Source organism: Arcicella aurantiaca, assembly GCF_003148625.1.
GTDB lineage: Bacteria > Bacteroidota > Bacteroidia > Cytophagales > Spirosomataceae > Arcicella > Arcicella aurantiaca.
This window is the reverse complement of sequence record NZ_QGGO01000011.1, coordinates 9,873-32,665: the sequence shown is the minus strand read 5'-3', so window position 1 is coordinate 32,665 and position 22,793 is coordinate 9,873. Positions and strand designations below refer to the sequence as shown.

25 protein-coding genes are annotated in these 22,793 nt (G+C 33.7%); 19 read left to right on the top strand and 6 right to left on the bottom strand.

What is annotated here, in order from left to right:
- Nucleotides 1-89 precede the first annotated feature (89 nt).
- The 13 genes from LV89_RS11655 to LV89_RS11595 all read left to right on the top strand — a co-directional run bounded on the left by LV89_RS11655 (nt 90) and on the right by LV89_RS11595 (nt 9,643).
- Nucleotides 90-701 carry a fumarylacetoacetate hydrolase family protein gene (locus tag LV89_RS11655; protein ID WP_109743077.1) on the top strand — a complete coding sequence of 204 codons (612 nt, stop codon included), beginning with the start codon at nt 90-92 and terminating at the stop codon, nt 699-701.
- A 35-nt stretch (nt 702-736) separates the two neighbouring features.
- Nucleotides 737-1,177 carry an aspartyl protease family protein gene (locus tag LV89_RS11650; protein ID WP_109743076.1) on the top strand — a complete coding sequence of 147 codons (441 nt, stop codon included), beginning with the start codon at nt 737-739 and terminating at the stop codon, nt 1,175-1,177.
- Nucleotides 1,178-1,187: 10 nt separating this feature from the next.
- Nucleotides 1,188-3,203, top strand: a complete 2,016-nt coding sequence (locus LV89_RS11645) for a M23 family metallopeptidase (protein WP_146199147.1) — start codon at nt 1,188-1,190, stop codon at nt 3,201-3,203.
- Nucleotides 3,136-3,585 carry a thioredoxin-dependent thiol peroxidase gene (gene bcp / locus LV89_RS11640; RefSeq protein WP_109743074.1) on the top strand — a complete coding sequence of 150 codons (450 nt, stop codon included), beginning with the start codon at nt 3,136-3,138 and terminating at the stop codon, nt 3,583-3,585. The genes LV89_RS11645 and bcp overlap by 68 nt, the downstream gene beginning before the upstream one ends.
- A gap of 91 nt (nt 3,586-3,676) precedes the next feature.
- A complete protein-coding gene (locus LV89_RS11635) occupies nt 3,677-4,534 on the top strand; it encodes a transketolase (RefSeq protein ID WP_109743073.1) in 858 nt (285 codons plus the stop codon).
- A gap of 86 nt (nt 4,535-4,620) precedes the next feature.
- Nucleotides 4,621-5,580 carry a transketolase family protein gene (locus LV89_RS11630; RefSeq protein ID WP_109743072.1) on the top strand — a complete coding sequence of 320 codons (960 nt, stop codon included), beginning with the start codon at nt 4,621-4,623 and terminating at the stop codon, nt 5,578-5,580.
- Nucleotides 5,581-5,756: 176 nt separating this feature from the next.
- On the top strand, nt 5,757-6,317 hold the full coding sequence (locus LV89_RS11625) for an RNA polymerase sigma factor (protein ID WP_109743071.1): 561 nt from the start codon (nt 5,757-5,759) through the stop codon (nt 6,315-6,317).
- 96 nt (nt 6,318-6,413) lie between these two features.
- The gene (locus LV89_RS11620) at nt 6,414-6,851 is read left to right on the top strand and encodes a hypothetical protein (RefSeq protein ID WP_109743070.1); all 438 of its coding nucleotides are present in this window, start codon (nt 6,414-6,416) and stop codon (nt 6,849-6,851) included.
- A gap of 19 nt (nt 6,852-6,870) precedes the next feature.
- Nucleotides 6,871-7,326 carry a hypothetical protein gene (locus tag LV89_RS11615; RefSeq protein WP_109743069.1) on the top strand — a complete coding sequence of 152 codons (456 nt, stop codon included), beginning with the start codon at nt 6,871-6,873 and terminating at the stop codon, nt 7,324-7,326.
- A 132-nt stretch (nt 7,327-7,458) separates the two neighbouring features.
- Entirely contained in the window at nt 7,459-8,034 is a 576-nt protein-coding gene (locus tag LV89_RS11610) for an RNA polymerase sigma factor (RefSeq protein ID WP_109743068.1), read from the top strand.
- A 1-nt stretch (nt 8,035) separates the two neighbouring features.
- Nucleotides 8,036-8,323: a hypothetical protein gene (locus tag LV89_RS11605; protein WP_109743067.1), complete on the top strand. Its 288-nt coding sequence runs from the start codon at nt 8,036-8,038 to the stop codon at nt 8,321-8,323.
- Nucleotides 8,324-8,343: 20 nt separating this feature from the next.
- Nucleotides 8,344-8,805, top strand: a complete 462-nt coding sequence (locus LV89_RS11600) for a Spy/CpxP family protein refolding chaperone (protein ID WP_109743066.1) — start codon at nt 8,344-8,346, stop codon at nt 8,803-8,805.
- A gap of 241 nt (nt 8,806-9,046) precedes the next feature.
- Nucleotides 9,047-9,643 carry a Crp/Fnr family transcriptional regulator gene (locus LV89_RS11595; RefSeq protein WP_158279572.1) on the top strand — a complete coding sequence of 199 codons (597 nt, stop codon included), beginning with the start codon at nt 9,047-9,049 and terminating at the stop codon, nt 9,641-9,643.
- A 301-nt stretch (nt 9,644-9,944) separates the two neighbouring features.
- Here the strand turns inward: LV89_RS11595 and LV89_RS11590 are convergent, their stop codons facing one another.
- Nucleotides 9,945-10,694, bottom strand: coding sequence for a DeoR/GlpR family DNA-binding transcription regulator (locus tag LV89_RS11590; protein ID WP_109743064.1), 750 nt, complete (start codon nt 10,692-10,694; stop codon nt 9,945-9,947).
- A gap of 116 nt (nt 10,695-10,810) precedes the next feature.
- Here LV89_RS11590 and LV89_RS11585 point away from each other — a divergent pair, with 116 nt between their 5' ends.
- The 5 genes from LV89_RS11585 to LV89_RS11565 all read left to right on the top strand — a co-directional run bounded on the left by LV89_RS11585 (nt 10,811) and on the right by LV89_RS11565 (nt 15,057).
- Entirely contained in the window at nt 10,811-11,200 is a 390-nt protein-coding gene (locus LV89_RS11585) for a VOC family protein (protein WP_109743063.1), read from the top strand.
- 9 nt (nt 11,201-11,209) lie between these two features.
- Nucleotides 11,210-11,734 carry a 5' nucleotidase, NT5C type gene (locus tag LV89_RS11580; RefSeq protein ID WP_109743062.1) on the top strand — a complete coding sequence of 175 codons (525 nt, stop codon included), beginning with the start codon at nt 11,210-11,212 and terminating at the stop codon, nt 11,732-11,734.
- Nucleotides 11,735-11,745: 11 nt separating this feature from the next.
- Entirely contained in the window at nt 11,746-12,894 is a 1,149-nt protein-coding gene (locus tag LV89_RS11575; RefSeq protein ID WP_158279571.1) for an MFS transporter, read from the top strand.
- Nucleotides 12,895-12,933: 39 nt separating this feature from the next.
- On the top strand, nt 12,934-13,593 hold the full coding sequence (locus LV89_RS11570; protein WP_109743060.1) for a phosphoribosylanthranilate isomerase: 660 nt from the start codon (nt 12,934-12,936) through the stop codon (nt 13,591-13,593).
- A 450-nt stretch (nt 13,594-14,043) separates the two neighbouring features.
- Entirely contained in the window at nt 14,044-15,057 is a 1,014-nt protein-coding gene (locus tag LV89_RS11565; RefSeq protein ID WP_109743059.1) for a GntR family transcriptional regulator, read from the top strand.
- Here the strand turns inward: LV89_RS11565 and LV89_RS11560 are convergent.
- The 4 genes from LV89_RS11560 to LV89_RS11545 form a co-directional block, all read right to left on the bottom strand.
- Nucleotides 15,049-15,483: a hypothetical protein gene (locus LV89_RS11560; RefSeq protein ID WP_109743058.1), complete on the bottom strand. Its 435-nt coding sequence runs from the start codon at nt 15,481-15,483 to the stop codon at nt 15,049-15,051. The genes LV89_RS11565 and LV89_RS11560 overlap by 9 nt on opposite strands.
- Nucleotides 15,480-19,259, bottom strand: a complete 3,780-nt coding sequence (locus tag LV89_RS11555) for a hydantoinase B/oxoprolinase family protein (RefSeq protein WP_109743057.1) — start codon at nt 19,257-19,259, stop codon at nt 15,480-15,482. The genes LV89_RS11560 and LV89_RS11555 overlap by 4 nt, the downstream gene beginning before the upstream one ends.
- 88 nt (nt 19,260-19,347) lie before the next feature.
- Nucleotides 19,348-19,797: a GNAT family N-acetyltransferase gene (locus LV89_RS11550; RefSeq protein ID WP_109743056.1), complete on the bottom strand. Its 450-nt coding sequence runs from the start codon at nt 19,795-19,797 to the stop codon at nt 19,348-19,350.
- 131 nt (nt 19,798-19,928) lie between these two features.
- On the bottom strand, nt 19,929-20,945 hold the full coding sequence (locus LV89_RS11545) for an RluA family pseudouridine synthase (RefSeq protein ID WP_109743055.1): 1,017 nt from the start codon (nt 20,943-20,945) through the stop codon (nt 19,929-19,931).
- 56 nt (nt 20,946-21,001) lie between these two features.
- Between LV89_RS11545 and LV89_RS11540 the strand changes: the two genes are divergently transcribed.
- Nucleotides 21,002-21,886 (top strand): 1-aminocyclopropane-1-carboxylate deaminase/D-cysteine desulfhydrase, encoded by an 885-nt coding sequence (locus LV89_RS11540; RefSeq protein ID WP_109743054.1) that lies wholly within the window; start codon nt 21,002-21,004, stop codon nt 21,884-21,886.
- On the opposite strand, the gene LV89_RS11535 is transcribed toward LV89_RS11540, so the two are convergent.
- The gene (locus LV89_RS11535) at nt 21,883-22,749 is read right to left on the bottom strand and encodes a bestrophin family protein (protein ID WP_109743053.1); all 867 of its coding nucleotides are present in this window, start codon (nt 22,747-22,749) and stop codon (nt 21,883-21,885) included. The two genes, LV89_RS11540 and LV89_RS11535, sit on opposite strands and share 4 nt — an antisense overlap.
- Between the last annotated feature and the right edge of the window lie 44 nt (nt 22,750-22,793).

Here is a 22,793-nt window from a genome sequence, read left to right as displayed (position 1 = left end):
CTCATTTGTATATTTTATGAAATACTTTGTGAGACATACAAAAAAATGACACAGCAAACTGTGGAGAATTACTTTACAAACGAAGAAATATGAAAATCTTGTGCATCGGGCGAAATTATGCCGAACATATTGCTGAATTAAATAATGAAAGACCTTCAGAACCCGTTATTTTCTTAAAGCCTGACACCGCAATTATTAAGGACAATGAGCCTTTTTATCATCCTGATTTTTCAAATGACATTCACCATGAAGTTGAACTTGTTTTAAAAATCAACAAGATTGGTAAAAATATAGAAGCAAAATTTGCTCACAAATATTACGATGAAATTGGTATTGGTATTGACTTTACAGCCCGTGATGTTCAATCGAAATTGAAGGAAAAAGGATTGCCTTGGGAAAAAGCTAAAGCATTCAATGGCTCTGCTCCTATTTCTGGTTTTGTTCAGAAAAGTCAATTTACCGACTTAAAAAATATCAATTTCCATTTAGAAATTAACGGAGAAACCCGCCAAAAAGGAAATACAGAAATGATGCTTTGGAATTTTGATGAAATCATTGCAGAAATCTCAAAATATTTTACCCTAAAAACAGGTGATTTAATTTTTACAGGAACACCTTCGGGCGTTGGAGCAGTAAAAATTGGGGATAAATTGACCGCATTTATTGAAGATACCGAAATGCTTTCTTTTGAAGTGAAATAATTATTTTTGATTAAAATTTCAAACAAAATAAAATCATGGGATTAGTATATGCTGAAATAGAGTTGATAAATGCCGAGGATATAGCATTGGCACGTAAATATTTTATTGGTGCAGATGAAATCAAACGTATGTTTGTTACTGCTTTGGTAGATACAGGTTCATATATGTTGTGTATAAATGAATCCATTCAAGAACAATTACAACTTCCTATTGTTGAAAAACGAAAAGGTCAATTAGCAGATGGCACAATTCAAGAATTTGATGTTGTAACTGGTGTTGAATTAAAATTTAAGAATAGAAGAACTATCTGCAATGCAATGGTTTTACCAGGCGATAGTGAAGTGCTTTTAGGAGCAATTCCATTAGAAGATATGGACGTTCTCATCCATCCACTTAGACAAGAATTAATTGTAAATCCAGACCATCCATATTTCGCTCAAATGAAATTGAAAGGTCTGAGAGAAGTTAAAATATAAATATTTCCCATTGAAAAAAATAACAATAATCATATTTCTAAGTCTAATTTACCTAAACATTCAGGCTCAGAAACCACAACTAACCTATCCGAAAGGCTATTTTTTGTTTCCTATAAATCCCAATCAGCAAAATTATTTAGCAGGCGGAATGGGAGATTTACGTTCTGACCATTTTCACTCAGGAATTGATATAAAAACACAAGGCAGAGAAGGCTTGCCTGTTTATGCCACTGGCGATGGATACATCTCAGAAGTACGTGTACAAACAAGCGGTTATGGAAATGTAATTTTCATAACTCACCCCAATGGATTTGTATCTGTTTATGGTCATTTGAAAACCTTTGCAGAACCATTGGCAAGTTATATAAGAAAAAAGCGTCTTGAAAGTCAAACCTTTGAAATAAAACTAAGCCTCAAACCAGAAGAATTTGAAGTTGCCAGAGGACAAATCATTGGACTTTCTGGCAATACAGGTGGTTCGGCTGGTCCTCATTTACACTTTGAAATTAGAGACGGTATCAATAATATTTTAAATCCTTTAAATTTTGGGTTTGCTGAGATTAAAGATAACCTTCCTCCTATTTTCCAACAATTAATCATTAAAACACTTAGCACCAATTCTCGAATTAATGGAGAATTTGGCAAGCAATTATTTTATCCAACGAAAACAGGAAACAATTACTCACTTAATAATGAGATTTTTGCTAATGGAGAATTGGGGCTTGAATTATTGGCAGTTGATAAAATGAATGGCACAAATAACTCCAATGGATTGTCATGTGTTGAGCTTTTTGTGGATGGAGAAGAACAATATTACTCGCATTTGGAGCAATTTCCAAATGATGTTTCTCACGATATAAATGTGCATAATGACTACGCTCAGGAACAAATGAAAGGACAACGATTTCAGAAATTATTTCAAGAAGATGGCAATAATAGTTTACAAATCTATAAACCTTCATTGACGAAAGGAAAAATTAAAATAACTGATGGGAAAACGCACCAAATTACTGTTAAAATCTGGGATACTTTTGAAAATAGCTCTGTTTTAAATTTTACAATTAATGGTGAAAAGAAAGAAGTTTCCACCACAATAAGTCCCAATACCCTCCCAGTTTCATTGACTCAAACCCTTGAAGATAATACACTCATCATAAAAGCTCGTAACTTAAAGACAATCAACTCGGTAGCAAGCTTCAAATTCGCTAAATCTACAATAGATTTACCAATAAATTATGTTAAAAACAATGAAGCGGTGTATCTTTGGGACTTGAAAAAAGGATTACCTGATTCGATAAAGGTTGATGGTGTTTCAAAAGCAACAAATTTTAGAAAAGTAATTGTTCCAAACATCGATGACGCTTTTGAATCAGATGCTTTAGAGATAAATTTTGAGTACAAATCTTTGTATAATACGCTTTACTTACAAACTGAACAGGCAGGCAATAAGTTGAAAATTAGTGAAGTAACAATACCTCTAAAAAGTAAACTTGATGTTATATATACTCCTGAGAATCAAGCTATTTTACCTGATAAAACTTCAGTATATCATATTTTCAGAAATGCCAAATCATTTCTGAAAACATCTTGGAGTGGAAATAAAGCTTCATTTAGTATCAAACGTTTAGGTGATTTTGTGGTATTAACCGACACAATTCCACCCAAAGCAAGCATGATGAAGAAAACACCAGATGATATTCGGATACGTATTGGAGATAATCTTTCTGGAATAAAGAATTTTAAAGCTTTTGTAAACAATGAGTATATTTTGACTGATTATGATGCAAAAAACGCCTTATTATGGGCTGTAAAATCAGATTCTACTCAAAAATTTTACGGAAAATTACGGTTAGAATTAGAAGATAATCAAGGAAATAAGAGTGCTTTTGAAGCCAATATTGATACTGTAAAAGTTAAAGCAAAACCAGTAATTAAAAAGGTAGTTAAAACGAAAAAAAATGAACTTAAAAATAGGCGACAAAGCCCCAAGCTTCGAACAGAAAGACCAAAACGGAAACATCGTTAAGTCATCAGATTTTTTAGGGAAAAAAGTAGTTTTATATTTTTACCCAAAAGATGATACTCCAGGTTGTACAGCTCAGGCGTGTAACTTAAACGAAAACCTACCTGCATTAACAGCAAAAGGATTTGAGATTATTGGAATAAGTGTTGATGGAGAAAAAGCTCATCAAAAATTCATCAAAAAATACGATTTAAAATTCACTTTGCTTTCAGATGAAGACCATCAAATGGTAGAAGCCTATGGCGTTTGGGTAGAAAAATCTATGTACGGAAGAACTTACATGGGAACGGCACGTACAACTTTCATTATTGATGAACAAGGAATTATTACTGACATCATCAGTAAAGTAGATACCAAAAATCATACGCAACAAATTATTGCTTAAAAGATAAATGCTTCGGCAAACAATATTGTTTTTTTCCATTACCCTCAAAAAAAAAGAAACATTTGAGGGACATTATTTAATCTAATTACAAATGCAAATTACTGAATTACAAGGCATTGCGTCACAAGTGAGACGTGACATTGTCAGACAAGTACACGCTTGTCAGTCTGGACACCCAGGTGGGTCATTAGGTTGTGCCGATTTGTTAGTTGGTCTATATTTCGACCAAATGAAACTTAAATCTAATCCAGATGGTACAAAAGTTTTTGATATGGATGGTATCGGTGAAGACCTTTTCTTCTTATCAAACGGACACATTTCTCCCGTATTTTACTCGGTTTTGGCTCGTTCGGGATACTTTGCTGCTTCAGAATTAGCAACATTTCGTAAATTAAATTCTCGTCTTCAAGGACACCCAACTACTCATGAACACTTAGAAGGAATTCGTATTGCTTCAGGTTCTTTAGGACAAGGAATGTCAGTAGCAATCGGTGCTGCACAAGCAAAGAAATTGAACGGCGATGATTCATTGGTATTTGTATTAATGGGTGATGGTGAGCAAAACGAAGGACAAGTTTGGGAAGCGGCAATGTATGCACCGCACCACAAAGTTGATAATTTGGTAGCTGTAATTGATTATAACGGTCAACAAATTGATGGCCCTACTGACAAAGTAATGAACAACCGTGATTTAGGTGCAAAATATGCAGCTTTCGGTTGGAACATCATGAAAATGAACGGTAACGATATGGCTGACGTAGTAAAAGTTTTAGCTGAAGCACGTGAGTTTTCTGGAAATGGACAGCCAACAATGATTTTAATGACTACCGAAATGGGTGCAGGCGTTGATTTCATGATGGGTTCTCACAAATGGCATGGTGTTGCTCCAAACGATGAGCAATTAGCAGCAGCTTTAGCTCAATTACCTGAGACTTTGGGAGATTATTAATCTTCAAAACTTAATCTTACATCATAAGCTCGTGCTTATTCTCATCAAATCTGTTTACAGAAATTTGATTTTATTTAGAATTCATAATGAAAAAATATACATTCACAGAAAAAAAAGATACTCGTTCTGGTTTCGGAGCAGGTATGCAGGCTTTAGGTCAAACTAATCCAAACGTTGTTGCTCTTTGTGCTGACTTAATCGGTTCATTGAAGTTGGACGCATTCATTAAAGAAAATCCAGAACGCTTTTTCCAAACGGGTATCGCAGAAGCAAATATGATTTGTATTGCGGCGGGTTTAACTATCGGTGGAAAAATCCCTTTTGCAACTACTTTTGCAAACTTTGGAACAGGTCGTGTTTATGACCAAATCCGTCAGTCAGTTGCTTATTCAGACAAAAATGTTAAAATTGCTTGTTCTCACGCAGGTTTAACTTTGGGTGAAGATGGTGCAACTCACCAAATCTTGGAAGACATTGGTATGATGAAAATGCTTCCTGGAATGACAGTAATCAACCCTTGCGACTATAACCAAACAAAAGCAGCAACAATTGCAGTTGCTGAACACGTTGGTCCTGTATATTTACGTTTTGGTCGTCCAGTTGTACCTATTTTTACAGCCCCAGACCAAGAATTTATCATTGGAAAAGCTTGGACGGTAAACGAAGGAAAAGATGTAAGTATCTTTGCCACAGGACACTTAGTATGGGAAGCAATCTTAGCTGGTGAAATTTTAGCAGAAAAAGGAATCGATGCTGAAATTATTAATATCCACACCATTAAACCTTTGGACGAAGAAGCTGTCTTAGCATCAGTTCGTAAAACAGGTTGTGCAGTTTCTGCGGAAGAGCATCAAATTGCAGGTGGCTTAGGTGATTCTATCGCTCAAGTTTTAATTAAAAAACATCTTGCTCCATTAGAATACGTAGGCGTTGAAGATTCTTTCGGAGAATCAGGAACTCCTGCACAATTAATGGAAAAATATGGTTTAAATGCTGCTTCAATCGTTGAAAAAGCATTAAAAGCTATCGCTCGTAAGAATTCTTAATTTCTGATTGTGAGTAAAAACTCCGCAACGAATGAAGAATTCTTGCGGAGTTTTTTTGTAGGACAGGTTTCTAACTTCGACACACAGTCCTGTCATTTCCCTGACAGCTTAGAAATCTGTTTGATTAACAACAGGACTGTCCGTCGCAGTTGAAAACCTGTTCTACTTAATTCTGAATGACCGAAAAACAATTAACCGATTCAGAAATATTAGCAAAATTTGCAGTTACAGAAACTCGTAATTTTGCCTTTAATCAACTGGTAAGAATTTACCAGCAGAAACTCTATTGGCATATTCGTAAAATGGTTATTGACCATGACGATGCTGACGATTTAACCCAAGAAACTTTCATTAAAGCATGGAAAGGCTTAGAAAACTTCAAAGGAGAATCACAATTATTTACGTGGCTTTACCGAATTGCCACCAATGAATGCCTAAACCACTTGGCAAAGAAAAAGAGACGTTTCTTTTTGCCTATTAACGACATTACAGAAGAATTATCCAATAAATTAGAAGATTCTGATATGATTTCGGGAGATGAAATTCAACTGAAATTACAAAAAGCTCTCTTGACCTTACCTGACAAACAACGACTGGTTTTCAATATGAAATATTATGATGAAATGAAATATGAAGAAATTGCTGAAATAACTGGAACATCGGTTGGAGCATTAAAAGCTTCGTATCATTTGGCAGTGAAAAAAGTGGAGGAACACTTAAAAAATTCATCTTTTTAAACATTTGTTTTAAACCTTAGAGTGTTTCGAGCATCAAAGAATTATAATAAGTACAAAATTCACAGTTAAGAACAAATCTTGATTGGAAATAGAGCAATGGAAAACAAGAAATTTGATTTAGAAAATTTACCACGACAAAATATTTTCAAAGTACCTGATAACTACTTTGAAGAACTTCCAATGCGTGTACAAGCTCAAACTTCTGGCAAAACTAAAACTGTACCTTTGGTTTCGTGGTCAAAACAAAGAACTTGGGCAAGTATTGCAGCGTGTTCTACCATTGCTATTTTAGGATATTTTACCTTAATGCCAAAGCAAGATTCTTTAGGAAATGAAGCATTATCAGGTGTTAAAAATACTGAAATTGTGAATTATTTAATCCAAGAAAATCTAAATCAAACTGACGTAGCTGAACAATTTGAGAATAATAAAAGTGTAAAATTCAAGGATTCGGACTTATTAGAAAACTTAAAAGTGAGTGATAAAGATATTTTACAAAGTATTGACATAGAAAATATTCAAGAGGAAATTTAACCACCTTACCAATAAAAAAATGAGAAAGTTAGGTATTTTAGTTATTGTGATAACATTTGCTTCAATATTAAATGTTAAAGCTCAGGATGAACAACCAAGAGGTAAAGAAAAAATTAAGGCAGCAAAAGTTGGCTTAATAACCAATCGTTTGAGTTTGACGGAAGAGCAAGCCAAAGGTTTTTGGGCGATTTATGATGAATTTGACAGAAAACGCTCTGAAATTAGAAGAAATATCCGTCAAATGACCGCAGAAAGTAGAAATATTACAACTTCTGATGATAAAATTTTAGCAGATTTAAAAGATGTTTTAAGCCTAAAACAGAAAGAAGTTGATTTGGAAAAAGAGTATTTGAACAAATTTTTGAAAGTCATTAATATCAGACAAATTTCAGAATTGTATAAAACAGAACAACTTTTTAATCAAATGCTTGTAAAAAAGCTAAATAAAGCTTCTGATAAATTTGAAAAAGAGTAAACGCTAATCCATTTTCTACAAAACCTTTCTAAGTAAATTAGGAAGGTTTTTTATTTAAAAAATATTCCCTTGTCTCGCAAGTTTTATTTCTTTTTATCATCTAAATATTCAAAACTCAGGAATCTTCACTGAATGAACGAACAAGAACTGCTAAATCAATTACAATCTGGCAATCAATCTGCCTTTAAGACTTTGGTTGAAACTCATCAAAAAAGAGTTTTCAATACTGTCTTGGCGATTATTCAGAATTTTGAAGAAGCAGAAGACATTTCGCAAGAAGTTTTTATGGAAGTGTATCAATCTGTAAAGAAATTTAGAGGAGAGTCAAAATTATCGACATGGTTATATAGAATTGCTACCACAAAAGCCTTAGAAGAAATCAGAAAGAAAAAAACGGTCAAACGTTTCGCTTTTTTTACAAAATTATTCGGCGACAATAACGAAATTTTACACCAACCAATGGATTTTGAACACCCTGGAGTTGTACTTGAACATAAGGAAAAAAGTAAAATGCTTTTCAAAGCAATTAATTTATTGCCTGATAATCAGAAAGTTGCTTTTACACTTTATAACGTTGAAGGGCTAAGTTATCAAGAAATTACAGAAGTCATGCAATTGTCGCTTTCATCGGTAGAATCACTTTTATTTAGAGCAAAAACAAATTTGCGTAAATCATTGAGCGATTTTTATAAAAATCAAAAAATCTAATATGGAAAACGTTCCCAGCATTGAAAACAAGTTAGAACAGACCCTTAATTCATTAAATGGAATTGAGTCGGCTGAACCAAAACCATATTTTTACAGTCGTTTGCACGCCCGAATGGAACGTGAATTACTTACACCAAAAACTGTTTGGGGCTGGTATTTCAAACCCATTTATGCTTTATCCGCAGTAGTTATTGTACTGATAATAAACATTTTAACTTTTAAAAATCTACAAAGAACTGAAACAAATCCACAACAACAGTACAGTTTATATGATAGTGGTGGATTTTAAAATACAATTCGTCTAAGAAAATGGAAGATGTAAAAAAAATAAAAACACTTTGGATTGCCATAATCATGCTGATAGCCATAAATCTATCAGTTTTAACATGGTTATGGTTTTCTCCGAAGGGAACGCAAGGGCAAATGAGTCCAGAGAGAATTGAAAGAACGCTCAATTTTGACAATAAGCAAAGCGAGCAATTTGAAATAATTAAGGATAAACATTTTGCAGAGGTAATTCCCATTCGAGATAGTATCAAAATTATGAAATCAGAATTACTTGAATATATCAAACAGGATAAACCAGACCCAAAAGTAATTGATGAAAAAATGAAATTATTGACTGGTAAAATCAAGGAAAATGAAGAAAAAACACTTAAACATTTTAGCGAAATCAGGGCATTGTGTAATGAAGACCAAAAGCAAGTTTTTGATAATGATGTTTTAGAAAGATTCAAAAAACAAGGTCCAAGGGAAAAGCCAAATCCATAAGAAAATTAATTATATCGCCTTTAAGGATGTATTTAGATTTGGCTGAGGGGCATTAAGTAAGTGTTGAGATTTAGGTGTTAGCATTACCATACACAAATTATCAATGGCTTATGATAATACTGAATCCTAACCACCAATTAATTACGATGAGGTTATACAATTATAGATTTTTCAAAAATCATTGAAACACTATTCAAATAATGTAATTTGCAAAGTATTCAGTTTTTATATTATAAAACACGTGAAGAAAACTAACCACACAACCCCTGAAGAGGCAGCTTCTTTTTTAGAATTTGCTAATAATTTACATCCTCTTACAAGAGGTATATCTCAATATCTTATAGAAAATACATATCCGAAAAGCGTAAAAAAAGGTAAAATTCTTCATAAAGCTGGGGAAATATGTACGACTATGTATTTTGTAAAAAAAGGAGTTTTAAGAGGGTTTGTCAATGATGAAAACAGAGAGATAACTACTTGGATTACTGCTGATGGAGAATTGGTATCTGCCATTTGTAGCTTTATTCTACAAATTCCAACCCATGAAAATATCCAAACATTAGAAGATTGTGAACTTGTAGCACTTAGCCAACCCGATTTAGAACGGCTATATTTAAAACATCCTTCTTTTAATATTACCGTTCGGAAGCTTATAGAAATTTATTATATGCACGCTGAACATCGTGCTTATATTGTCAGATTGAAAAAAGCTGAACAAAAATATCAGTTATTTCTTAAACACTACGGACATTTAGCCAATAGAGTTCCTGTAAAACATATTGCGTCATTTTTAGGAATTACACTCGAAACTTTAAGTCGTTTACGAGCCAAAAAGTAACATATTGCTCAGATTTGATAATTACTTCAAAAATAAACATTGATATTTATCAATAAATCAAGTATTAATGCTCTTCATTCATTCAATGAATACGCTACATAACAATCTAAATTTCAACAACTTAACCTTTAAAAAAGAAATATATTAATAAAAGTGTGTTGCTAAGAGTACCTCATTTCAACGCAATAATTTTATACTTTTGCATCAGATGTTTGAAATTATAACATCGGCTAACACACTAAATTTATTATTGACTAAGGCAGTATTTCCAATTTGCGAGATACTGCTTTTTATTTTTCCCTTACAAGATTATAACTCCTTTAGATTTATAATCATTAAGCTGTGCCTCCGTAATGGTATCATCAATCAACATCACATCAATCTCTTGATAACCACAAACCACATAACTTTCGGCAGTATTTAACTTATCTGCCGTTATAAGTGCCACTACTTTTTCTGAAACTTCAACCATTTTGCGTTTTACTACGCTTTCCCCCCAGTCGGGCATAGTTACCCCAATTTGGTGGTGCATACCACAAACACCCACAAGAAAAATATCCGCTCTAATTTTACTTAACAGGTCTGTAACTTCTGAACCGTAAGTATTCTGAGCATCTTTAAAAACTTTTCCACCCAACAGAAATAAATCAATGTTTTGATGTTCACACAAAATTTGAGCAATTGGAATACTGGTAGTAAAAACCGTAGCTTTTAAGTCGGGCGACATTAACCGAGCAACTTCCATATTAGTTGAACCATTATCCATCAAAATCACCTGCCCATCTTTAAAGAATTGTTGAGCTTTGCTCGCCAAAACAATTTTTTCTTCATGAGCAATATTTATCCTTTCTGATAATTTGTAAGGACTCGGAGATTTCGGAATTGCCCCACCATGTACTTTTTTCAAAAGTCCATTTTCAGCAAGTTCATTCAAATCACGACGAATGGTATCATCCGAAACATTTAAAATTTCTGATAATTGAACAGAAGATACCCGTTGGTCTGTTTCCAACATTTTTAAGATAATCTGCAAGCGTTCTTCTCTGAGCATAATTACGGTTTTTGTCGTTTTATTTCACACAAATTTAATATAAAATTTGCAATTATGCGTTTTTCTTCGGTAAATTTGTTCATTCATTTACAAAAAATGAATAAAACCGAAACAAAATGCACATCGAACATATTGCCATCTGGACAAAGCAGTTAGAAACATTGAAAGATTTTTATGTAAAATATTTTAATGCAGTCCCGAATGAAAAATACATAAATCCTAAAAAAGGGTTTTCTTCTTATTTCTTATCATTTGGTGATGGTTGTCGATTGGAAATTATGGAAAAGGCTTCTATTCCACTCAATATAAATAATCCTTATGATGAATATACAGGATTAATTCATTTTGCAATGTCAGTTGGAAGTAAAGAAAAAGTAGATGAAATGACCGAAATTTTCAGAAAAGACGGCTTTGAAATTGTTGGAGAACCACGCACTACGGGCGATGGATACTATGAAAGTGTGATTCTTGACCCTGATAAAAATAGAATAGAAATAACAAATTAAAATAAAATTATGCAAAGATTATTAATTGACATGGATGATGTAATGGCAGATACAAGCCTTAAAATCATCACTATGGTAAACGACACTTTTGGTACAGATTATACCAAAGAAATGCTAACTTCTGACCCTAAAATTAAAGAAGAATATCAAGAGAAATATCTTACTCAACGACACAGACTTTGGGATAAAGGTTTTTTTAGAGACATTCCTTTAATGCCTGATGCACAAGAAGTTATTGGTGAATTATATAAAAAATATGAGATTTTTATTGTCTCGGCAGCTACTGAATTTCCCAATTCTATGGCTGAGAAATTGGAGTGGTTGGAGGATTATTTTCCATACATTGGTTGGAGTCATACTGTATTTTGTGGACACAAATGGATGATTAAAGCTGATTACATCATTGACGACCACGAGAAAAATTTAATTAACTTTACAGGAAAAGGACTTCTTTTTGATGCTCCTCACAATCAACACATCGTTGATTTTCAAAGAGTTAATTCTTGGAAACACATTGAAACGATTTTACTATAATCCATTATCCGTTGGAAAATCTAACCACTAATCCAAATTATGGGCGAAATGCCCGAATTGCTGCCAATACCCTCTTTTTTTTATGTGGAATCAGTTTTGCTTCTTGGGCATCACGTATTCCAGATGTAAAAGAATTTTTACAACTCAGTGATGCTGCTTTAGGTTCGGTATTATTTGCCATGCCTATCGGAAGCTTAACGGCTTTACCTGTTTCTGGCATCATCATTGAAAAATTTGGTAGCAGAAATATCACTGTTTTCTCATTGGTTTTCTATGTGATTGCTCTTCCCATTCTCGGACTTGCACAAGTCCCTTATGTTTTAGCCATTGGCTTATTTATCTTCGGATTTGGAAGCGATATGCTTAATATTTCAATGAATGTACAAGCGGTTAATGTTGAGAAAATTCTGAAACGCTCAATAATGTCTTCTTTTCATGCTGTTTTTAGTACAGGTTTCATGATTGGAGCGGCTTTGGGTGGATTAATTGCCAAGCAAGGAATTTCACCTTTCGCACATTTAACGACCATTTCAATTATTGATATTTTAATGGGAATCGTAGTTTATCGTTTTTTAGTGGCACAAGACCAAAAATCGTCTGAATCTCAACCACTTTTTGCTTTGCCCGATAAAGGTTTAATGCTTTTGGGTATCATTGCATTTTGCGGAATGTTATCGGAAGGGGCAATGGCTGACTGGAGCGTACTTTATTACAAACAAGTTCTAAATAATCCACATGGTTATGCAACCGCAGGGTTTACCGCTTTTTCTATTTTAATGGTAGTTGGTAGAGTTTTTGGTGATAAAATTGTACACACAATTGGTTTACGTAAAACTCTGTTAATCAATTGTTTAATTGTATTTTTAGGTATGAGTATCGCCTTGATTTTTCAACACCCTGTTGCGGTAGTTATCGGTTTTGGCATTACAGGTTTAGGACTTTCTACGATTGTTCCACTCATTTATTCAGAAGCGGGGCATTCAAAAACAATGTCAGCAGGAGTTGCATTAGCGGCAATCACGACGGTCGGAATGGCTGGTTTCTTAATCGGACCTGTATTGATTGGCTATCTTTCAGAATTTTCTTCTCTCAGAATTGCCTTATCATCAATTATGCTTTTAGGGTTATTGGGGGCATTTTTAACAAGTAAAATCAGATAAATTAACCAAGTTTTGTTTCCAATTCTAAGTCATATTCACATGAAAACAAAAGTAAAGATTTGTTGTATTTCGAGCGAAAAAGAAGCTAAAATTGCTTTAGAATTTGGAGCAGATGTTTTAGGATTGGTTGCTAAAATGCCTTCTGGACCGGGAACAATTGATGATGATTTAATTCAGAAAATTGTACAATCTATTCCTTCTCAAACAAATACTTTTTTATTAACGCCTAAAACAAATCCGTTTGACATCATTGAGCATCAACGACTTACAGGAACAAATTGTATTCAATTAGTAGATGCTGTGAAAATTGAAGATTATCAAATTTTAAGAGAAAAGCTACCCAATATCAAGCTGATACAAGTAATTCATGTTATTGATAAAAATTCGGTAGAAGAAGCCAAACAATACGCAGAAGTAGCCGATATGATTTTGCTGGATTCTGGAAACCCCAAACTTGCCATCAAAGAATTAGGCGGAACAGGAAGAGTACATAATTGGGAACTAAGCAGAGAAATTGTAAAAAGTATTAACAAACCTGTTTTTTTAGCAGGCGGTCTAAAACCCGAAAACATCCAAGAAGCTATTCAATGCGTAAAGCCTTATGGATTAGACATTTGTAGCGGTGTACGGACAAATGGAAAGTTAGATAAAGAAAAGCTAAAACGTTTTTTTGAAGAAGTTAATAAAGCCAACTCATAAGAGTTGGTTTTATTTTTTACAGAGCTATCAGCTTTTCGACAAGGCTTCGCTTTTTCTTGAAAACAAAAAAACCGTTTGAAGTACAAACGGTTTAGTAGTTAAATTATTCAGAAGTATGATTCAGAATTTTTAAAAGTTTTTGTTTTAAGACAATTGCCTGCGGAGACACCATCGGTCTCCCGCAGACACTGTACACCATTAACCATTTTTATAAACAAAAACTAACCAAATAACCTTAAAAAAGGTATTGTTGATATTTTCAAAGCATTGAAAAGTTTAAGTATTTCTCAACAATGCTATACTATGCTACTTTATTTTAGCACAAATATATAAATATTTTTGCCTATCCAAAATTTTTTTGTAATATTTTATGATAAAATGTGTTAATCATTATCAGTTATATGAAAAAGTGTAATTTTGTTTATCAAGCATCAACCATAAAAATATTTAATGAAAAATTTTACCTCTGTTTCCAGCTCCAGTAAACCTAAATTTCAACAGCTAATTGAACATATTATAAATTCGATTGAAGATGGAAATCTTGTAAGAGGACAAAGGCTTCCTTCGATAAATGAAGTATCTGAAAGTTCAGGAATGGCTCGAATGACAGTCACAAAAGCGTATGATGAACTCAGAGAGTTGGGTTTGGTAACATCACATCATGGAAAAGGATTTTATGTAGCAAGTACAGATACACGAAATCAATTAAATGTTTTTGTACTTTTTGATGCACTAACTCCTTTCAAAGAAATACTTTATGATAGTCTTATTGAAGAATTAGGCGAAGGAATAAATGTTAATATTTTTTTTCATCATCACAACTTAAAAGTTTTTGAAAACCTTCTGATGAATAATTTGGGGAATTATAATTTTTTTGTAGTAATGCCTCATTTTAAGGAAGATGTAACACATATTCTTCAAAAATTACCCAAAGAAAAACTCTTAATTTTGGATATTGATGCTCCAACCCTTGGTGATGATTATGCCATTCTATGCCAAGATTTTGAGCAAAACATTTTTCAAGGACTTACAGAAGCAAAGACTTTAATCTCTAAATATCAAACACTTTCTTTGGTACTGAGCAGTAAAAGTTTTCAATATACGCCCGTTGGCATTATTAATGGTTTTGAACGTTTTTGTAATGAAAATAATATTAGTTACGAGATAATCTCAAATTTAGAAGAAGAAGAACACTTACAAAAAGACCATGCTTATTTAGTATTTAGAGAAAATGATTTGGTCAGATTCATTAACTGGTCGAACAAAAAGAACTGGAAATTAGGAGAAGATATTGGCTTACTTTCTTATGACGATACGCCAATCAAAGAGATTTTAGCAGAAGGAATTTCTGTAATTTCTAATGATTTCTCAATCATGGGAAAACGGGCAGCACAAATGATAATTTCAAGAGAAAAAGGAAGATTTGTCAATGCTTGCTATTTTATTCAGAGAAAATCACTCTAAAGTAATTTGTAAAATTAAACCACTCACGGTCAACCAGATAGCGGTTTCAATAATAAGATAAATACGGTGAAGTAAGTAAAAATTTTCTGGATTTATAATTTTCACTTTTTCAAAATCAATGGTAACGGTCAAATATCCATGAATTAGAAACAATAATAATTGGCTCGCAATCAAACTTAAACTAACAATTTGATAAAGTAAGCCATCCGTTTTAGAAGATTCATACCGAAATGAATAAGCATAAAGGAGAAAAATTATCAAGCTAAAGATATTCAAATAAATACTCACTTGCTGTGTAATCATGCCCATTTGGGTATGAGAGCCAAGCACTCTCATACCCAAAGGCACAACAATTCCTGCATAAAAAGTAAATGCACCCCACCAAATAGATAAAATGGTTACTCTAAATTGATTACTTTCTATCATGCTTTCCCAAAACCTCCACCACCGGGAGTCCAAATTGTTAGTTTATCACCTTTTTGAGCTGCAAACTCATTAGAAATTAATGTTGTACCATCTAATTTAGTAAGAATATGCTTTCCAACCCTTCCATTTTCACCACCATTTATTCCGTAAGGTTGTTGTTCTTGATGTTGACGTAAAAGTGAAACATCAACTTCTTCTAAAAAGGTAACTTCTCTGATAATCCCATTTCCACCTTTGAAAGCTCCATTTCCACCAGAATTTTCCCGAATTTCAAAACGATTTAAGTAAACAGGATAACGTAATTCCATCACTTCAGCATCAGTAATTCGGGTATTTGTCATGTGTGTATGCACGCCCGATGTTCCTGCAAAGCCTTCGCCTGCTCCACTCCCTCCACAAATGGTTTCGTAATAGCCAAATTTAGAATTTCCGAACAAAAAATTATTCATCGTTCCTTGTGAACACGCCACAATGCCAAACGCTTTCAGTAGTGTATCGGTTAGTCTTTGACTAACTTCCACATTGCCACCCACTACGGCTGGACATTTTTCTACATTATCAGGAAAATCAGGATTTAAAATTGACTTTTCTGGAATGATAATATTCACTGCCTTCAAAATACCGTCATTCAATGGTATTTTTTCATTTAGCAAGAGTCGCAAAACATAAACCACAACAGAATTTACAATGGCAATATTGGCATTTAGATTTCCAGAATGTGTTTTTGCACTACCAGAAAAGTCGATTTTACATTCATTTTGAGCAATTTGAACTTTGACTTTTAATGGATAAATTTCTTTATTTTCAGACGAAACATCTAAATATTCTTCTGCTTCATAAGTACCAATTCCAAAATTTTGCAGACGTTCTTTCATTTTTTGGGTAGAATATGTTTTCAAACGATTCATGTAAAAATGTACGTTTGATAAACCATAATTTTTCACCAAATTTTGAAGAGCTATTTCTCCATTGCGGTTTGCAGCTAAGGCAGCATTCAAATCTGCTAAATTTTCACCAACTGAACGAGTTGGATATTTTGCGATGGTTAAAACATTTCGAATTTCTTCCCAACGAATTTCTCCATTTTTAACCAAATACATTGGCGGAATTACGACACCTTCCTCCGCTAAGTTTTGAGAGTAAGGTGGCATTGAGGCAGGACGTATTCCTCCTATTTCTGAATGATGACAACGATTAACGACATAACCAATTAACTGATTTTCATGAGAAAAAACCGAAGAAATTAACGTAACATCTGGCAAATGTGAGCCTCCATACTTAGGGTGATTCGTGATTACTACATCGCCTTTTTCTATCGGCAAATATTTTAAAACACTTCTCACACAAACGCCTAAACTTCCTAAATGCACAGGAATATGGGGAGCATTGGCGATAAGTTCAGCGTCTGCATCTAACAAAGCACACGAAAAATCCAATCGCTCTTTTACGTTGACAGACAATGACGTTCTTTGGAGTAAAACACCCATATTTTCAGCAATTGCCATAAAACGATTGGTGAATAATTCCAATTGAGTGACTTCATTCATGAACGGATTTTCACTAATTACTTGAGTTTTGGTAATATGTCCAGTTCCAAATTCATCAAGGGTAAACTCCCAATTATTTTCAATAACGGCAGTACTAAATCTATCCAAGAGCAAAGCGAAACCAGTAATTTTTGCCCCAAAAGTTAGATTTTCACGAATATAAACAGGGACGGAATCATACTTACCACCAACCCAAGCATTGATAAAATGCGAAGGCTTAGGAGTATAATAATCTAAAATTGTAGTTTCAGCATTTATATTATTACTAACTTCAGTTTTTTCGCTACCAATCACACGAATACTTTCTACTTCTATTAATCTGTTTTCAACCCAATGACCAAATATTGAAGTATATTTCTCCTTGAAATTATCAATAACACGCTCAAAATCAACCCATTCTATTTCTATACTTGAATCTTGACCTTTAAAACGTAAGTATAATAAACGGCTCTTTATTTCTATTTTATCATCATAAATACCATCGTTTTGTAGTTTTTCTTTTACTTCAATTTCTAAGTCAAGAAAGTGTTTTTCTAATTTATTCGTAAAAGATTTATCAAAATTTTGAAGCACAGAAGCCTCTGAAAAGCGTTCTACCTTTGCTTTCGAAATACCAAAAGCAGATAATATTCCTGCATCTTTGGGAAGCAAAATTGTATTGATTTTCAATAGATTAGCTATTCCACAAGCGTGTAAACCACCTGCTCCACCAAAAGCCACTAAGGCATAATCTTGGGTATCATACCCTTTTGTTATAGAAATTTTACGTACAGTTTCTGCCATTTTTTCATTTGCAATGGCTCTAAAACCTTCTAAAACCTCCTCTCTGTCTATCTGAAAATTAGCATTTTGTAGAATTTCTTGTAAACGTGCTTCCGCTTTTTCTACAAATACAGGAATCGAAAACTGAGTCGCATCTAAACGACCTAACAACAAATTGACATCGGTTATGGTTAGAGGTCCTCCTGCACCATAACAAGCTGGGCCGGGATTAGAACCTGCACTTTCTGGACCAACCGACAATTTATAACCATCATAAGTACAAATAGAACCTCCACCTGCGGCAACGGTTTCTATTGCCAACGAAGGACTAAAAATCTGGGCATTACCAATTTGTTGACTAAACTGATATTCAAAATTACCGTCAAAACGAGCGACATCGGTACTTGTACCACCCATATCAAAGGCAATAAAATGCTGTTTATTAGCTTCTTGTGCAATAACAGATGCACCAACGACTCCACCTGCTGGCCCTGAAAAAAGACTGTCTTTTGGGTAAAAAGCATTTGACTTTACCAAACTGCCTGCACTGGTCATCACTTTTAATGATTGATTGGGCAATTTATCCGTAATATTTTGGAGATAATTAGAAATTATTGGAGCTAAATACGCATTTACAACGGTGGTTTCAGCACGATTGACGAATTTAATCTGCGGACTTAATTCGGTTGAGATATTAACAAATTGAAAGTTTTTCTTTAAAACCGTTTGCAGTTGTTTCTCGTGAATATTGTTTCGATAAGCATTCTTCAAACAAATAGCGATTGATTCAACTCCCTGATTTTTAAGACTTTCAACTAAAGAATTTTCTTCTAAAACTAAGGATTGAACAATATTTCCAAGCGAATCAATTTGTTCTTCTATCTCAATGACAACATCATACAATGGCTCTGGACGAATAATATTTAAAGCAAAAATATCTGGACGAGCTTGATTACCAATTACCAATAAATCTTTAAAGCCTTTCGTAACGATAAAAGCCGTTTTAGCACCTTTCATTTCTAAAAGTGCATTTGTGCCTTTTGTTGAGCCAATTCGCATCTCGATTGGTGGAAATTGTTCATCCAAAGCAGTCTCAGTAATAAGTCTTGCTCCTAAAACTGGAGCTTCTTCATTGGCTGTTAAAGCAAAACTAAACACCTGATTTTGAAGCGATTCAGGAATTGGTTTGTCAATTTCTAAAGTAGATTCTTGAATATCAAAGTTTAGTACATGGGCTTGAAAATCATGTCCTAAAATCAAAAAGAGATAATCTTTTAGAATATCTCTTTTCAATAACCAAGATTGTTTTACTTTAAATTTATTTGCCGAAATATTTTCAATGACTTCTCCACGAATACTACTATTTGAAAGAATTTTACAACGATATTCCGTTCCAAAATTATCAGTGGCTATGCAATCCGTAAACGTTCCGCCTGTGTCTATTGAAATCTGAAAAGATTTTATCATAATTAGGTTTTGGGGCTTAGGTTTTAGGAATTAGTTATCAAAAGCGTTTTTCAACACTAACCCCTAAATCCTAAAACCTATCAACTACTTAAAAATCAAGATGAACATTTAACCATTCGCCGTCAAATCTTACTCCGAATTTCTTGTAAAAATTGATAGCAGGTTCGTTCCAATCTAACACTTGCCACATTACACCTGTGCAAGAGGTCTTTTTCGCTTGTTCGATGGTAGCTTCAAGCAATTTTTCGCCTAAACCATTACCACGCATTTTTTCCGAAACAATCAAATCTTCTAAATAAAGTCTTTTGCCTTTCCAAGTAGAATAACGATAATAATACAAGGCAAGCCCAACAACTTTCCCCTCAAATTCTGCCACGATTGAGCCAAAAATGGGATTTTCACCAAAACCGTCAATATACATTTGCTCAACAGTATTAGTCACTTGTTCTGGAGCATTTTCATAAAGAGCCAATTCTTTGATTAACTCAAACATTATAGGCACATCCTCTCTGATACCTTCACGAATTACTATCGACATTTTCTTTTGGTTTAATTTTCTAAATAATAATGCAAAATCAGGCTATATTTAAAAATCCCATAAGTCATTGATAATCAATCTCATGGCAATAGTAAATCCAAACACCTAAATCCCAACCCCTACTTAAAACCTTATTCGTTATTAACGTAACCCTCCCATTTAGCAATTACGGCTTTCATTTCTTCTGGAAGTTCCGTTTCAAAGTGCAAAAACTCTCCCGTTTTAGGATGAATAAAACCTAAAGATTTTGCATGAAGAGCTTGTCTTGGGCATAATTTAAAACAATTGGCAACAAACTGCTCATATTTGGTAAAAACCGTACCACGTAGCACTTTGTTTCCACCGTAGGTTTCATCATTAAAAAGCGTATTGCCGATTGACTTCAAATGTACCCTAATTTGATGCGTTCTTCCTGTTTCCAAATTACACTGAACCAAAGAAACATATCGAATTTTCTTTAATACTTTATAGTGTGTAACTGCCTCTTTTCCTTGCGAACCATCAGGGAAAATTGCCATAATTTTACGGTCTTTTAAACTCCTTCCGATATGCCCTTCAATCGTTCCTTCATCAGCTTTAGGTTCTCCCCAAACTAAGGCATTGTATGTCCTTTCGATAGAGTGGTCAAAAAATTGTTTTGCCAAATGAGTCATTGCTTGTTCAGTCTTGGCAATTACCAATAAACCCGAAGTGTCTTTATCAATACGATGTACCAATCCAGGGCGAATTTCTCCATTTCTATGAGTAGGTAAATTCTGAAAGTGATATACCAAAGCATTCACCAAAGTACCTTCCCAATTGCCGTGTGCTGGGTGTACAACCATTCCAGCAGGTTTATTTACCACCAAAAGTTCATCATCTTCATAGACGATATCAAGTGGAATATCCTGTGGAATAATCTCATTATCTCTTGGTGGTTCTGAGAGTTCAACCGTAATGACATCAAAGGGTTTTACCTTATAACTTGCCTTTACTACTACCCCATTTACCTTTACAGCACCTTCATCAATACCTTCTTGAATCTTCACTCTTGAAGCATTTTGTAATTTCAACATCAAATATTTGTCGATTCTAAGGATATTTTGCCCTTTATCAACTGTGATGTTATGATGAACGTATAATGCTTCGTCTTCTTCTAATTCTTGCATACATTTGTGTTTCTTAGCAATAGCTAATTTGACCCCAAATTTAAAAAATTATTGCCATGATTCAACTACCTGCTTCTCCTTTAGAATTAATAAATGACCCACTTTTAAGTAATTACCCCATAAAATTGTACATAAAACGAGATGATATTATTCACCCAGAAATTACAGGTAATAAATGGCGGAAATTAAAGTTCAATCTCATTGAAGCTCGTGCTTCGGGTTTCAATAGACTTATGACTTTTGGTGGGGCTTTTTCAAACCATATTTACGCAACTTCGGCGGCGGGTAAAGAATTTGGTTTTGAAACAACAGGCTTAATCCGTGGCGACGAATTAAGCCCTCAGTCAAATATCATGCTGACCATGTCAAAATTAAATGGCATGGATTTAATCTTTCTTCCGAGATTAAACTATGGATTTAAAGATAAAATAACTCGACAGTATAAAAATGATTTTTATGTAATTCCAGAAGGAGGTTCAAATGAATTAGCGGTGCGAGGCGTCGTGGAAATGATGGATGAAATTTATTCAGAAATCACCCCCGATTATGTATGCGTAGCCTCTGGCACTGGCGGAACGCTCGCTGGTATTGTTACTGGTTTAAGAGGACACACAGAAGCTCTTGGTTTTGCGGTGTTGAAAGACAAAGGATTACTTTGGAATGCAGTTGCTAAATTAGTCCCAGAGTCAGCAGAATTTGATATTTCGACAGATTATATCTTTGGAAATTATGGAAAAACAACACCAGAATTAATTGAATTTATTAAGGGTTTTGAAAAAAGAAACCCCACCATTCAACTCGACCAAGTTTATACAGGCAAAATGATGTTTGGTGTTTATGATTTAATACAAAAAGGTTATTTTAAAGAAAATTCAACCATTGTTGTAGTTCATACAGGAGGTTTATTAGGACGTTGTAAAGAATTAGACACCCAAAATTAAAGTATATCCTGAATATTTTTCTGAATGTTTTTGCAAATCTGATTAAGGGGTAAATCGTTAGCATCTATCCCAAAAGGATTTTCAATTTCCTCCGCTATTAATTCTAAACTGGCAAGAACATAAAATACAAATACAACAATCGGAATTGATAAATATCCTAAGGTAAAAACGTATCCAAAAGGTAAAGTCATCACATAGAAAAAGATAAATTTCTTAATAAAAACAGAGTACGAAAATGGAATTGGCGTATTTTTGATACGTTCGCAAGCTCCACAAATTTCAGTAAAAGAACTCAATTCATTGTTCAAAAACAGCAGTTGTTCGCCTGACAAAATTTTATCTTCATGCAATTGATGTACTTTTTTAAAAAGCAAAAATGCAATGTGATTGGGCTTGTGACTGCCTTCTGCTACGGTTATTTCGGAAGAGAAATTTTCGCTATTTCGTTGGTGTCCACGTAAATGTCTTTTTAGTGCAAAAGTATATTCTATGATAAGTTGTCTAAATTCTTTACGAAGAGTTCCATTTTCAACTGGCAAAATTGCACTCAATTTTATGGCAAGATTTCGAGAATTATTGGTTAAACTTCCAAATAATTTTCGTCCTTCCCACCAACGTTCATAAGCAGTATTTGTTCTAAAAACCAATAATAAAGAAATTACAAAACCCAACATTCCGTGCATAATTGTAATATTCTTCAAGTGGCTATCGTCTCCTAATTGAAAAAACTCAATTTCTAAATACGCTACAATTCCGACGTAGATAGAAATGCTAAATAACATAGGGATTAACTGCCTAAAAGTATCGGCTTTGTGCAATCTAAAAATAAAAGTGAACCATTCTTTAGGATTATAATTTATCATAAGGAGATTAGAGATTAGAGATTAGAGATTAGAGATTAGAGATT